The sequence below is a fragment of the Pseudomonas sp. GL-RE-29 genome (genome assembly GCF_019947275.1).
Lineage (GTDB): Bacteria > Pseudomonadota > Gammaproteobacteria > Pseudomonadales > Pseudomonadaceae > Aquipseudomonas > Aquipseudomonas fluorescens_A.
The window spans coordinates 34,440-47,965 of sequence record NZ_JAGYGD010000011.1 but is presented as its reverse complement, the minus strand read 5'-3'; the positions used below and the strand labels follow the sequence as shown (position 1 = coordinate 47,965).

Below are 13,526 nucleotides of genomic sequence, written 5' to 3'. Positions count from 1 at the left end.
GGGAACTTATCAGTCAGGTTGATAAGCCCGCAGCGGCGCTGGCCACCAGGCATTCCTTGGCGCTTTTCTTGAGCTTTTTGATCAGCCGTTCCTGTCGCAACGCTTCGCTTTTATCGCGGCAGACTTCTGTGTAGACCAGCGCCATGGCCGGGCTGGAAAGAAAGAAGCGAGCGCCTTTGCCGCTTTGATGCTTGGCGAAACGACGCACGGGATCGTCGCTGATCCCGCAGTAGAGCGAGCCGTTGGCCGCGCGAACGAGGTAGACGAACCAGGGCTTGCTGACGGGAGACTCGCTTGGGGTGGTCACGTAACGATCAGGGCATGAAAGGAAACAAGCCGCGATCTTATCAGCGACTGGCCTGGAATGCCTTCAGCCCCTTCAACGCCTGAGCGCGAACTGCGTTTCTCACTAGCGGCGTCCAGCCCAGCAACAATCCTTTGAATCCCAGCGCCTGGCGGGACCAGGCCCACAGATCGAAACGGTCGTGATGCTCGCAAATCTTGCCGTCACGGAAGACGAAACGCGCCTGGATGTCGTTGACCACGGTGTTGCCGGTCTGGGAAAACAGATAAGTCGCGACCCAATGGGCGCCACCCGTGCGCTCGTCAGCGCGGACGTTATCGAAAGTCAGGGAGAAATCCTTGGCGCGAGTGGTGAGCATCCGCCACATGTCCCCCGCATCACGGCCACGCAGCTCGCCGAACGCCGGGTCACTGAACACCACATCATCGGTATAGCAGGCGCTCATGGCCTCGGCATCCAGCCGCTGGAAGGCTTGGTAGAACTGGGTGATCAATGCGCTGTTGGCGTCACTCATGTGCAGATTCCCTGATTATGCAAATGGCTTGAAACGATTGCCAGCACGATAGTCTGCAAATGCGCCGGGCACTATCGGCATTCGCCACGAAAATATCGCCACTGTCTACAAGGCACCTATCTAGAACGACATTCCGCTGTCGCGGGCGTAGGAAAAAAGATCGACATCCGTGGAGATGCCCAAGCGTTGCATGGCCATGGTTTTTTGTTTACTGACCGTCGACACACTGCGATTGAAGTGACTGGCAATTTCGCTGACGGTCATGCCGCTGGCCAGCATTCGGACCACCTCGTGCTCTTTGGATGACAACGGCGATTCATTTGTCTGACTGCCTGCGTTGGCCATCATCGTGCGCAAAGATTCACTGATATAGCCTCGACCTTCTCCCACCGCATGAATTGCCAAAGGCAGTTCGGTTTCCGACGCGGTCTTGGCAACGATGGCTTTCACCCCTTGGGCCAGAGCCGCCCTCGCCGTCACGACGTTGGTAAACATCGTCAGCAGAATCACCGGCAAGGCCGGATGGTCACGCCGGATCGTACTCAACATCTTCAACCCATCGGCTTGCTGCCCTCCCGGCATGGCGAAATCGGTGATCAACAGATCGCACGGTGTGCTTGCAAGGACGCTCATGAGGCTGTCGGTGCCCTCTGCCTGACCGACGATCACTGATCGCCTGCTGGCATTGATGAGTATCCGCAACCCGATGCGAACGACGCTATGGTCATCAGCAATTACGACACGCATTGTGGGAGTTCTCCTACTGGTGACTGGAAGGCGCGGAAAATAACGCCGTTTTCTGCCCCCTTACAACGCCTGCCCCAAAAGCCGAAATCGAATTTCTCAATGTATTCAAGGGGCTAATCTTTTGCCCATAGAACACTCAGATTTATCCCACAACTCACCACGCGCAAACCTACAGCAGCGGACTATCCACCAACGGAACATTCGCCACCGCTTAACACATCTATTCATACACAGCTCGGCCGCTTTTCGTAGTTGTTGCATTCAAGTCGCTGACAACACCCGCTTAAATTGCTCCCCAATCGGTGAACCCCATTTATCGAAACAAGAAACGAGACACCTCATGACGATGTTTTTCACCTTCGCGCGGCCTCTGATCCAAACCGGCATCGGCGCGCTCGCTCTGTTGTTGGCCTCCCATGCGCAAGCTGACGGTATGGTCCCGAATACCTCGGTGGTGATCGTCAATGAGGCCGACGGCGAGGCCTCGGTTTCCGTGACCAACACCGACGCCAACCTGGCGTTGCTGCACATCACCATTGAAGACATCCCGCAGGACAGCGAATCCCTGGTGTTCGTGACCCCGCCACTGTCCCGGGTCGAGGCCTCGAAAACCCAATTGGTGCGGTTCATTCTGCAATCGGAAAAGCCCTTGCTCACTCAACGGTTGAAGCGAGTGATCTTCGAAGGCATCCCTCAGGGCAAACCCGCCGCCGAAGCCGGACATGCCCGCGTGGGTGTGACCGTGCGCCAGAACCTTCCGCTGATTCTGCACCCCAAGGGTCTGGCGCCCAACCGAACACCGTGGACTGACCTGAAATGGTCCCTGCAGAACGGCCAACTCACCGTGCGCAACGACACGCCTTACGTCGTGCGCCTTGCACAAGAGCTGAAATTGCTGCCATCCATGAGTGGTGCGTTGTTGCCGCGAACCTATGTGCTGCCCGGTGAAAGCCTCAGTGTTCCAGCAACCGCCAAGTCGGCGACGCAGGTGCGCTTTCAACCGGCGACCGTCTACGGATTTGCGGTGCCGCATTACGAGGCTCCGGTCGAATCCTGAACCCCGTATCACCCACATTACCCCAAGGGATCCGCGGGTTTGATGGGACAGAGGCGACGCCGCTTTAACCGTCGCCGCACGCGTGTCTGAGACCAAGGCGTATCGGCCAGCACGCCGACATAACTCCAAGTGAACCCCATGAACACAGTATCGATTTACCGTGACGGCGAAGCCGTGCCCGCGATTCGGGGCGCGAACGTTCGCCATCAGCTATCCCGACCCTGGGCCAAGGTGGCGTTGGGGTTGGCCAATGCACTGGTGCTGACGGAAGCCTGCGCCGAGGTGCTAGCCAAGAAGCCTATGCCGACTTCCTTTGACGAGAAAACCCTGCAGCAACGAGGCATCGACCCGGCGCTGGCGACGCTGCTGCTGGAAGCGCCTCGCTTCACCGCGGGTCGGCATCCGGTCACGCTTACGGTCAATGGTCAGCGCCGTGGACGGGTGGACGCTGCGTTCAGTGGCGAGGGTGTTTTGTGTTTTGACCAGGCCCTGCTCGATACAGCAAACCTGAGTGCTCCTGCCGATGCGCAGGGGGCTGAGCCTTGCCACGACTTCCTTGGCGCCTGGCCGCAAACATTGATCGAACCGGACCCTGCGAACCTGGGACTGTCATTGATCGTGCCCACCGACGCGATCGGGCCGACGACCCGCGACTTCAGCGGTTATCAAACCGGTGGTTTCGCCGGTTTGCTCAACTACGACTTCAACAGCCTGTTTAGCCAATACGGTAATGATTCGAGCCGTTATATGTCGGCCAACACCGAGCTGGGTTTCAATGCCGGCGACTGGATCGTGCGCAGTCGTCAGGTGCAGACCTGGCAAGATGACGTGTCCCGCACCAGCCATCTGGCGGCCTACGCGCAACGCACGTTCGCCAGTCAGCAGGCCGTGTTGCAAGCCGGACAGATCAATCTCTACAACCCGGTCCTCGCCGGTGCGCAGATTACCGGCGTGCAAGTCCTGACCGAGGAGGCGCTACAGGTTGAAGGGCAAAGCGCGGTGATCGAAGGCATTGCACACAGCCAGGCGCAAGTGGAAGTTCGCCAAAACGGTTCGCTGATTCATTCCACAGTGGTGCCCGCTGGCCCGTTTTCCCTGAATGACGTACGTCGCCTGAACAATCGCTCCGACGTCGAAGTCACGGTCAAAGAAGCGGACGGCAGTGAACGCAGCTTTATCGTACCGGCCGCCATGCTCGGCATCGGCCTGCCCGCGCCCGGCTTTTCCCTGGCGGCCGGCCAGGTGCGCAGTAACGGTGATGCTCAGCAAGGCAATCCATGGGTGATCAGTGGGGGCTGGAGCGGCGCACTCCATCCGCAGTTGCTGTTCAGTACCGGCATGACCGGGGCCGCGGACTACCGTGCGACCGGACTGAGCCTGGGCGCCTTGCCATCGACCGAGACACAGATCCAGGCCAGCGTTGTGGCCGCGGATGCTGGTGGTCGTGCGCCCTCCCGCGGACTTCAGGGCGACCTGAGCGCGTCCCATCGTTTCAATGATCAATGGTCGATCAACGCGGGCAGTTCCTATCGCACTTTAGGCTATCGCGAACTCGAAGACGCCGTGTTCGACACCCGCTCAGACAGCACCAAGTCCCGCTACCGCGACCAGCAAAGCGCGGCGCTCGCTTGGTCACACCCTGGTTTGGGCGCCTTCAGCGGAGGCATCAGTCGCACGGCTTCATTCGATGGCCAGAGCAGCAGCCGCGCGCTGGCGTCATGGGGTACCAACATTGCCGGGGTGTCCGTTTCGGCCTCCGCCGAATGGCAGCTCAGTGGCGCGAACCGTCGCGATGACAGTGTGTATTTGAACTTCAGCATTCCATTGGGCGAGAGCCGCCGCGCACGCACTTGGGTGCGCAGCTCCGGCGGTGAATACCGCAGCGGCGTGGGGCTCAATGAGCGGGTCAATGATCAATTCGGCTACCGGGTCGGCGTCGAACACAACACCCGTGACAAACAAGTGCAGTCCATCGCCGGCGTTTCCCTGCTGCCGCGCTTCAGCCAGCTGGACTTGAGTTACACCCGTTCAGATGCCGAACGTTCCAGCTATCAGGCGGCTGCGCGCGGCGGTGCGGTGCTGCATGACGGCGGTTTGACGCTGTCGCCTTACGCCGTGCGAGACACCTTCGCCCTGGTGTCGGTGGGGGAGATGGACGCGATCAAAGTCACCACACCCAGCGGCCCGGTCTGGACCGACGGTCGAGGGCAGGCGGTAGTCCCGCAGCTCGCGGCGTATGGCCGCAGTGCGGTTGAAATCGATACGCGCTCATTGCCGCGCAACGTCGATATCAACAACGGATTGGCGGTGATTTCGGCCGGACGCGGTGCGGTCGACCGCGTCGAATTCGGGGTCTCGATGACCCGCCGGGCATTGCTCAAGGTCACCACCGGTGACGACAAAGCGCTGCCCCGTGGCGCGACGGTGAACACCGAGGATGGCGAGTTCGTGACGCTGGTTCAGGACGCCGGGCAGGTGTTTTTGCCCAATGTCCTCGATACGCGCCCGCTGTGGATAAGTGCACCGGGGCTTGAGCGCTGCCGACTCGACTTCGAACTGCCAGCAAAAGCCGACACCGAGGCCTACTACGAAACCGCCGCCGCCCGGTGCCGGGCCCTCTGAGGATAAATTGATGAAACTGTCCCGCTATTGGCTGCTGGCCCTTGCCCCTTTGACGCTGAGCGGATTCACCCCGCTGGCCTGGGCGCTCTCGGACGACTGCCAGCTCAACCTCAGCCAGCCCGTGCTCGATTACGGCCTGATGAACCGGGCAATACGCCTCGATACAACACCCGTGCGTTCGCTGGGCGAGCGACGCTTGAACTTGAACCTGAATTGCTCGCAACCCACGGACATGAGCGTGTTCTACCGGGCCCTGGCCGCGACCGTCGAGCGCTACCACTTCGCGGAACACGGCAGCTACGAAATGCGCGTCAGTGGCGGCGTACTCGATGGGCAATCGGTCGATCTGGGATTGATTGCCAATGCCGGACAAACGCCCACTGAAACCGCCTCGAACCTGACCTGGCGACCGGAGCACGGCGTGGTGCCGGTCCGCGCGGGCGCTCCGGTACAGGGTCGGCATTTCTCCGCGCAAGTGGAGGTGACGGCATGGGTTCAGGAACAAGCGCTGCAAGTGCGTGACGCGGCAACCTGGGAAACCACCGGCGTTTTCGACGCAATCGCGACGGGCCGCTCCCGGCAAACCACCCTGCGCGCCAGCTTCGCACCGGCGGCCTGCGAGCCGGTGTTGTCGAATGCCGGCCTGGTCGATTTCGGCACCCTGCGCAAAAACGACCTGAACCCCGACAAGGGCACCCGCCTGCCACCCAAGTCCCTGACGCTGCGGGTCGGCTGCGATGCACCGACCCACTACGCCTTGGTGATGCACGACAACCGCGCAGGCTCGGCGACGGTCAACAGCGAGATTTACTTCGGACTGGCCCTCGACAACCGCAGCAACAAGATCGGCCTGTATTCGCTGAACGTCGACCCCGCCGATGCCAGCGCCGACGGATTCGGGCGCCTGTATCGAACCGACTCGACCACCAACGGCTCGGCGTGGAGTACGGCCAGCTCGAACCCGATCCCCATCGGTCAGAAAAGCTATCTGGGCTTTACCGACAGCGCCGGCAGCACCGCAGGCCCCGTCGCCATCCAGAACCTCAGCACCATTGTGACCGTCGAGGCGGTCATCGCGCCGACCTCCAGCCTGGACTTGAGCAGCGCCGTGCAGCTCGATGGCTCGGGGACGATCGAGATTATTTACCTGTAACACCCAACCCACCTTGTTGAATCGGGCGCAGTGAAGCGCCTGGTCAGTCAAGGAACAACCCGTAAAAAGGAATAACAAAAATGAAAAAGTACTTCATAGCGTTGTCGACTGTCGCACTGGTCAATGTCACACCTTATGCCCTTGCATCGTCGACGGACCTGACGATTACAGGCCTCATCACCCCCGCCGCCTGTATGCCCAGTCTGTCCAATGGCGGTGTCGTGGATAACGGCAAGTTTCCGGCCAAGGACCTCAACCCCACCAGGGGCACTGTGGTCGGGACAGAAACGCTGAAGCTGACCGTGGCGTGTGATTCACCGACCCAGTTCGCCCTGAACCCGATCGATAACAGAGCCGGCACGGCATTACTAAGCAGTTGGTTCGGCCTGGGGCTCACCGATGCCGGCGAAAAACTGGGTTGGGTTCGAGTCGATGTCAAAAATGCCCTGGCGGACGGAGTGGCGGCCCACGCGATCGATTCCGAAGACGGCGGCGAAAACTGGAAGCAAACCTGGGTGTCAAGCCCCGGCTACCTCTTGTCAGTAGCCTCCCCTGCCGATTTCAGCACGCCATTGATGGTGCAAGACCTGTCGATGGACTTCGAGGTCCAAACCAACATCGCCCGCGCCGATAGCCTGACCCTGACCAATGAAGTGGTCATGGACGGTGCCGTGACATTTGAAATGAAGTACCTGTAAGGCCCCGCGCTGAACCATTCGCAGCGTCAGGGTGAGTGGTTCGGTGCCGAAATCAATTCCCGATACCACCCGGTCCGGGATGAAAAAATCACTGTGATCAAGAAAATCAAATGAAAAAATATCTGGCAGCACTTTCCAGCGCCGCGTTGATCAGCATGGCGCCGTATGCCCTCGCTTCGTCGACGGACCTGACCGTTACTGGCCTCATCACGCCAGGTGCTTGTACACCGAGCCTGTCCAATAACGGTGGAGTCGACCTCGGCAAGATCCCGGCACATACCCTCAACCAAACCGGGAACACCTACCTCGGCAGCTATCCTCTGCAGTTGACCGTGGCCTGTGAAAATCCGCGTTTCATTGCATTTGAATCCGTCGATAACAGGGCTGGCACCGCGACAGAAGACGAAAATTTTTTTTACGGTCTGGGGCTGACGGATGAAGGTGAAAAGCTGGGCTATTTCTATACCAGTATCAATGAGGTGGTTGTGGATGGCCGTTACTCGGATTCGATCGAATCGGTTGACGGAGGGAATAGCTGGAATTACTCACCATCGATAAGACCAGGCGCCCTCCTTTCCGTCAGTTCGCAATCCGACTACACCACCCCGATTGCAGTAAAAGACCTGATCATGGATCTGCAGATCAGGCCTGCCATCACCCGGGCAGACAGCCTGACGTTGACCAACGAAGTGAAGATCGACGGCTCCGGGACACTTCAACTGACTTACCTGTAACCGCCTGGCGCTGAGCCATTCGCAGCGTCCGGGCGAGTGATTCAGTGCCGATTTCCGTTCCCGAAACACGTTGGTGCGAAGGGGACAAAAACAAATCCTGAAATAAATCGGAATACCTGAATGAAAAAATACTTTGCTGCACTCTCGGCCGCCGCGCTGCTCGGCAGCGCATCGTTTGCCGTCGCCGCATCAAGCACCGACCTGACCGTCACCGGGCTCATCACTCCGGAAGCTTGCGTTCCGAGTTTGTCTAGTGGAGGCATCATCGATGTAGGCAAAAAGTTAGCAAAAGACCTTCATCCCACCAACCACACTCGCCTTGGCATTTACCCGATCCAGCTCACTGTGGCCTGCGATGGTCCGATGACGCTGGTCGTAACGGGCGTCGATAACCGCCCTGGCACGGGTTCATCCGGAACCTGGTACGGCTTGGGGCTAACCAACGCCGGTGAACGGCTGGGCACGGTTAATGTGAAAGCTAAAACCGCAGTGGCAGACGGTGAGACCGTGCGACTGATCGAATCCGTCAATGACGGCGCGACCTGGCGCGCAGCGAACTGGCTGTATCCGTCGTATCAGCTGTCCGTCAGCTCGCCCACTGACCTCACCACTCCGATTGCCGTGAAAGACCTCGCCGCGGAGCTGGACATCTACGTCAACATCGCGCCCGCCAACGGTCTAACCTTGACGGATGATGTCCAGATCGACGGTCACGCGACGTTTGAGTTGACCTACATCTAAGCCCCTGACACTGAACCATTCGCAGTGTCAGGGCGAGTGGTTCGGTTTATTCCTCCATTCCCGGAGCTTAATTGGCAGGGAATGGAAGACAACCAATGAAAAAGAGCAATAACCCTCATGAAAAAGTATCTCGCCGCACTCACCGCAACCGCACTGATCGGCGTTGCGCCGCTTGCCCTCGCAGCATCGAGCACTGATCTGACCGTCACTGGTCTTATAACGCCGTCCGCTTGTACACCCAATCTGTCGAGCGGCGGTAAGGTGGACAATGGCAAGATTCCAATCAAAGACCTTAATCTAACCAAAGCCACTCAACTCGCGACTAAAACGCTGCAACTGTCGATTGCCTGTAATGCCCCGATGTTGTTTGCCCTGGACTCAACCGACAACAAAGCAGGTACAGGAAGCTCTGACTGGTTTGGCTTGGGGTTGACCGACGCTGGTGAAAAAATCGGCTTTGTATACCTGGCAGGCCAGAACCCCGTTGCGGACGGCGCCGATGTGCGCATGATTGAATCGGAGGACGACGGGGTAAGTTGGTCGCCTAAAACCTGGTTGAGGCACGACTCTCTGAGCGCATTCGCTGCTTCCACCGGCACCATCGAACCCATTTTTATTAAGGATTTGGCGATGGACCTGGAAGTTACTACGTTCATCGCCCGCGCTGACAGCCTGACCTTGACCGATGACGTCATTTTGGACGGTTCGGCGACCATCGAAGTGAAGTACCTATAAGCGCATGCCACTGAACCGTTCGCTGTTTCAATACAAGCGAACGGATCTGCGCCTCAACGCGCTACCTGAGTAGCTGACGCCTCATTCGATGGCTCGGCGACGCTGAAAATGCCCTATCTGTAAACGCCCGTTACCTTCAGACTTTTTCGCTGACCACCTGCACGTACAGCGAACGCCCGGCGCCGAGGCCGGCGAGGATTGCGCCAAGGCCTATCACGCCGAAGATCCAGCCCACGGCCGTCCAGCCGCCGGTCCAGTCATGCACGATTCCCACCGCGAAAGGCCCCATGGACGCCAGGGTGTAGCCGAAGCCTTGGGCCATGCTCGACAGGTTCGTCGCCACATGGGAGTCCCGCGAACGCAGCACGATCAGCGTCAACGCCAGGCTGAACGTGGCGCCCTGCCCCAGCCCCAACACAATTGCCCACCCCCACAAACCTTCGATCGGCGCGTACAGGCAACCAAACAGACCGCCAAGGGTCAGCGCCATGACGATCACGATGGCCAGCCGCTGATCCTTGCCGCGCGTGGCCAGCCACGGTGCGGCGAGAGAGCTGACCAGTTGCACGATCACTGAACCCGAGAGCACCAGACCGGCCTGGGTCGGGGTCAGGCCACGGCCGATCAGGATCGACGGCAACCAGCCGAACACGATGTAGGCCAGTGAAGATTGCAGGCCCATGTACAAGGTCACTTGCCAGGCCAGCGGATCACGCAGCAATCCGCGAACACGGTAAGCAACGTGATGCGAACCGTGTTTCTGCCCGACCTGCGGCAACCAGAAAACCGCTGCGGCCAGCGCCGGAATCACCCAGAAACCGAGGCCCAATGCCCAGCTCTTGTCGAAGTGTTCGCTCAATGGCACGGTTGCGCCCGCCGCCATGGCTGCGCCCAGGCACAGGGCCATGGTGTAGACACCGGTCATGGTCCCGGCCTGTTTCGGGAAGTCGCGTTTGACGATGCCCGGCAGCAAGACGCCGATCACGCCGATGCTGGCGCCGGCCAGAACACTGCCGGCGAACAGGCCGATCTCGCCAAAGGAGCTGCGCAGGATGATTCCGCCCGCGAGGGTCAGCAAAATGCCGAGCACCACCCGCTCGGCACCGAAACGACGCGCCAGCACCGGCGCCAAGGGTGCGAACAGGCCGAGGCAAAGTACCGGCAGCGTAGTCAGCAATCCGGCCTGGGAGGCCGACAGCCCGAGGGACTTCGATACTTCGCTGAGCATCGGCGCCATGCTCGACAACGCCGGGCGCAGGTTCAGCGCCACCAGAATCAACCCCAGCAGCAACAACCATGGTCGCCGCAGGACTGGATGAGTTTGCTGGACCTGCGCGTCGTCGGCTTCGGCATCGATCAGCAGTTCTTCCAGCTCTGCCGTGCGCTTGGTATCAGCGATATTGCTGCGATTGCTGGACATGGTTTTCTCGGTTTCAAGGTTCATTGATCAACTGCCTCGACAGGGCTTTGGCCCGCTCCGGGTCGCGTTGTTCGACGGCATCGAGCAGTTCGACATGCAGGTCGAAGACTTCCTGGCGGCGCGGGGTGATGTTCAGGCAATGGCGAAGCTGAGCGCCGACGACACTGGAGAAATAGCGATACAACTCGCTGAGTGTCGGGTTATGCGCGGCGTCCACCAGACGACGGTGGAACACCAGATCGCAGGCGATGTATGTGTCGAGATCACCGTGATAATGGCTGCCGCTGACGCCCAGTGCTTCGCGCAATGCCACCAAATCCTCATCGGTACGGCGCAATGCGGCCAGGCCAATGGCCTCGACCTCAAGGATGTGCCGGGTCTCGCGGGCCTGCTCCCGCGAACAACTGGATAACGCTTTCAGGGTGTCCAGCGGATCAACCACCGCCCGCAGATAACTGCCGTCGCCCTGGCGGATTTCAATCAATCCGGAAAATGCCAACACGCGCATGGCTTCACGCACGGTGTTGCGGCTGATGCCCAGCTCTGCCGACAGTTCGGGTTCGGTGGGCAAGCGTTGGCCGACCGTCCAGACACCTTGGGTGATGCGCAGACGTAATTGATCCAGGGCCTGATCGACCAGGGATCGTTTAACTAATGGAGAAATTTCAGACATAAGACTCGCCCTTTCATCCAATCATAGGATGAATTTTCTGACATGGTAGTCAGCATCTCCTCTTGGGGCAACCGGGTTTTCACCACCCTTTGGGAGCCGGCTTGCTGGCAATGAGGATGTATCAGTCGACGTAGATTTCAATGAGAGACCGCCATCGCCAGCAAGCCGGCTCCTACGGGATTGTGGACGGCGATAAATTGCAGGCAAAAATAAACCCGGAACTCAGTCCGGGTTTATTTCAACGCTCGAATCAGATCAATGCAGGATCTGGCTCAGGAACAGCTTGGTGCGATCATTTTGCGGGTTGTCGAAGAAGTCGTTCGGTGCCGCCTGTTCGACGATTTCACCCTTGTCCATGAAGATCACGCGGTTGGCCACGGTGCGGGCGAAGCCCATTTCGTGGGTTACGCAAAGCATGGTCATGCCGTCTTCGGCCAGGCCGATCATGGTGTCCAGAACCTCTTTCACCATCTCCGGGTCGAGTGCCGAAGTCGGTTCGTCGAACAGCATGATTTTCGGCTTCATGCACAGCGCACGGGCAATCGCCACACGCTGTTGCTGACCGCCGGACAGTTGCCCCGGGAATTTATGCGCCTGCTCCGGAATGCGTACGCGTTCCAGGTAATGCATGGCGATTTCCTCGGCCTTGCGCTTGGGCATCTTGCGTACCCACATCGGCGCCAGGGTGCAGTTCTGCAGGATGGTCAGGTGCGGGAACAGGTTGAAGTGCTGGAACACCATGCCGACTTCGCGGCGGATCGCTTCGATCTGCTTGAGGTCGTTGGTCAGTTCCACGCCATCGACCACGATGCGACCCTGCTGGTGTTCTTCCAGACGGTTCAGGCAACGGATGGTGGTGGACTTGCCGGAACCCGACGGGCCGCAGAGGACGATACGCTCGCCCTGCTTGACGTTGAGGTTGATGTCTTTCAGTACGTGAAACTGGCCGTACCACTTGTTCACGCCCTGCATCTGAATAATGCCTTCAGGGCTCACAGGCTGTTTGATCGCTTCGCTCATCACTTAACTCCTAACGCTTGTGGCCTGTGTCGAGCTTACGTTCCAAATGCATGGAGTAGCGCGACATACCAAAACAGAAAATCCAGAACACCAGGGCCGCAAACACATAGCCTTCAGTGGCCATGCCCAGCCATTTCGGGTCGGCGGCGGCTTGCTTGACGCTGTTGAGCAAGTCGAACAGGCCGATGATGATCACCAGGCTGGTGTCCTTGAACAGGGCAATGAAGGTGTTGACGATGCCGGGGATCACCATCTTCAGGGCTTGCGGCAGAATCACCAGGCCCATGCTGCGCCAGTAACCGAGGCCCATCGCCGCAGCCGCTTCGTACTGACCTTTAGGGATCGCTTGCAGGCCACCGCGCACCACTTCCGCCACGTAGGCCGACTGGAACAGGATCACGCCGATCAGCGCCCGCAGCAGTTTGTCGAAGTTCATGCCTTCAGGCAGGAACAGCGGCAGCATCACCGAGGACATGAAAAGCACCGTGATCAACGGCACACCGCGCCAGAATTCGATGAAGGTCACGCAGACCACACGAATCGCTGGCATGTTCGAACGACGGCCCAGCGCCAGGACAATCCCCAGCGGCAAGGCACCGGCAATGCCGACAGTGGCGATCACCAGGGTCAGCATCAGGCCGCCCCATTGGCTGGTCGCCACTTGGGTAAGGCCGAAAACGCCGCCATGCAGCAGGCACCAGGCAATGATCGGGTACAGCACCAGGAAGCTCAGGCCATACACCGCTTTACGGTGGAAGCGCGAGATGAACAACGGTGCCACGCCGATGACCGCCAGCCACACGGTCAGGTCTACGCGCCAGCGCAGTTCCGGCGGATAGTAGCCGTACATGAACTGGCCGATGCGCTGCTGGATGAACACCCAGCAGGCGCCCTCCTTGGTGCAGTCGGCGCGAGTGGTGCCGACCCAGTTGGCGTCGATGATCGCCCACTGCAAAATCGGCGGCACCACAAGATAGATCAGGTAGAACGCGAACAGGGTCAGCAGGGTGTTGAGCCAGCTGGAGAACATGTTCGCGCGCATCCACGCCACCACGCCGATGCTACTGCTCGGTGGTGGCATGTCGGGTTTGAAAGTATGAATACTCAT

The 13,526-nt window shown here is 59.4% G+C and carries 14 protein-coding genes; 7 read left to right on the top strand and 7 right to left on the bottom strand.

Annotation, left to right across the window (positions count from 1 at the left end):
* Positions 1-13 precede the first annotated feature (13 nt).
* The 3 genes from KGB21_RS11470 to KGB21_RS11460 form a co-directional block, all read right to left on the bottom strand.
* On the bottom strand, positions 14-307 hold the full coding sequence (locus KGB21_RS11470; RefSeq protein WP_034148991.1) for a GIY-YIG nuclease family protein: 294 nt from the start codon (positions 305-307) through the stop codon (positions 14-16).
* A 40-nt stretch (positions 308-347) separates the two neighbouring features.
* Entirely contained in the window at positions 348-818 is a 471-nt protein-coding gene (locus KGB21_RS11465; RefSeq protein ID WP_034148990.1) for a nuclear transport factor 2 family protein, read from the bottom strand.
* A gap of 120 nt (positions 819-938) precedes the next feature.
* A complete protein-coding gene (locus KGB21_RS11460; protein ID WP_034148989.1) occupies positions 939-1,565 on the bottom strand; it encodes a response regulator transcription factor in 627 nt (208 codons plus the stop codon).
* A gap of 340 nt (positions 1,566-1,905) precedes the next feature.
* On the opposite strand from KGB21_RS11460, the gene KGB21_RS11455 reads away from it, so the two are divergent.
* The 7 genes from KGB21_RS11455 to KGB21_RS11425 all read left to right on the top strand — a co-directional run bounded on the left by KGB21_RS11455 (position 1,906) and on the right by KGB21_RS11425 (position 9,305).
* The gene (locus KGB21_RS11455; RefSeq protein ID WP_411741362.1) at positions 1,906-2,622 is read left to right on the top strand and encodes a fimbria/pilus chaperone family protein; all 717 of its coding nucleotides are present in this window, start codon (positions 1,906-1,908) and stop codon (positions 2,620-2,622) included.
* 138 nt (positions 2,623-2,760) lie between these two features.
* Positions 2,761-5,244 (top strand): fimbria/pilus outer membrane usher protein, encoded by a 2,484-nt coding sequence (locus KGB21_RS11450; RefSeq protein ID WP_223505175.1) that lies wholly within the window; start codon positions 2,761-2,763, stop codon positions 5,242-5,244.
* A 10-nt stretch (positions 5,245-5,254) separates the two neighbouring features.
* Positions 5,255-6,397 carry a DUF1120 domain-containing protein gene (locus tag KGB21_RS11445; protein ID WP_223505174.1) on the top strand — a complete coding sequence of 381 codons (1,143 nt, stop codon included), beginning with the start codon at positions 5,255-5,257 and terminating at the stop codon, positions 6,395-6,397.
* A gap of 80 nt (positions 6,398-6,477) precedes the next feature.
* Positions 6,478-7,095 carry a DUF1120 domain-containing protein gene (locus KGB21_RS11440; RefSeq protein ID WP_223505173.1) on the top strand — a complete coding sequence of 206 codons (618 nt, stop codon included), beginning with the start codon at positions 6,478-6,480 and terminating at the stop codon, positions 7,093-7,095.
* Positions 7,096-7,205: 110 nt separating this feature from the next.
* A complete protein-coding gene (locus KGB21_RS11435) occupies positions 7,206-7,829 on the top strand; it encodes a DUF1120 domain-containing protein (RefSeq protein WP_034148984.1) in 624 nt (207 codons plus the stop codon).
* Positions 7,830-7,949: 120 nt separating this feature from the next.
* Positions 7,950-8,570, top strand: coding sequence for a DUF1120 domain-containing protein (locus KGB21_RS11430; protein ID WP_034148983.1), 621 nt, complete (start codon positions 7,950-7,952; stop codon positions 8,568-8,570).
* 117 nt (positions 8,571-8,687) lie between these two features.
* Positions 8,688-9,305 carry a DUF1120 domain-containing protein gene (locus KGB21_RS11425; protein WP_223505172.1) on the top strand — a complete coding sequence of 206 codons (618 nt, stop codon included), beginning with the start codon at positions 8,688-8,690 and terminating at the stop codon, positions 9,303-9,305.
* Positions 9,306-9,441: 136 nt separating this feature from the next.
* Here the strand turns inward: KGB21_RS11425 and KGB21_RS11420 are convergent, their stop codons facing one another.
* The 4 genes from KGB21_RS11420 to KGB21_RS11405 form a co-directional block, all read right to left on the bottom strand.
* A complete protein-coding gene (locus KGB21_RS11420) occupies positions 9,442-10,749 on the bottom strand; it encodes a CynX/NimT family MFS transporter (protein WP_223505171.1) in 1,308 nt (435 codons plus the stop codon).
* Complete coding sequence (locus tag KGB21_RS11415) at positions 10,739-11,398, bottom strand: FadR/GntR family transcriptional regulator (RefSeq protein ID WP_034148980.1); 660 nt, start codon at positions 11,396-11,398, stop codon at positions 10,739-10,741. The genes KGB21_RS11420 and KGB21_RS11415 overlap by 11 nt, the downstream gene beginning before the upstream one ends.
* A gap of 255 nt (positions 11,399-11,653) precedes the next feature.
* Positions 11,654-12,418, bottom strand: coding sequence for an amino acid ABC transporter ATP-binding protein (locus tag KGB21_RS11410; RefSeq protein ID WP_003171943.1), 765 nt, complete (start codon positions 12,416-12,418; stop codon positions 11,654-11,656).
* 10 nt (positions 12,419-12,428) lie between these two features.
* Positions 12,429-13,526, bottom strand: a complete 1,098-nt coding sequence (locus KGB21_RS11405) for an amino acid ABC transporter permease (RefSeq protein ID WP_223505170.1) — start codon at positions 13,524-13,526, stop codon at positions 12,429-12,431.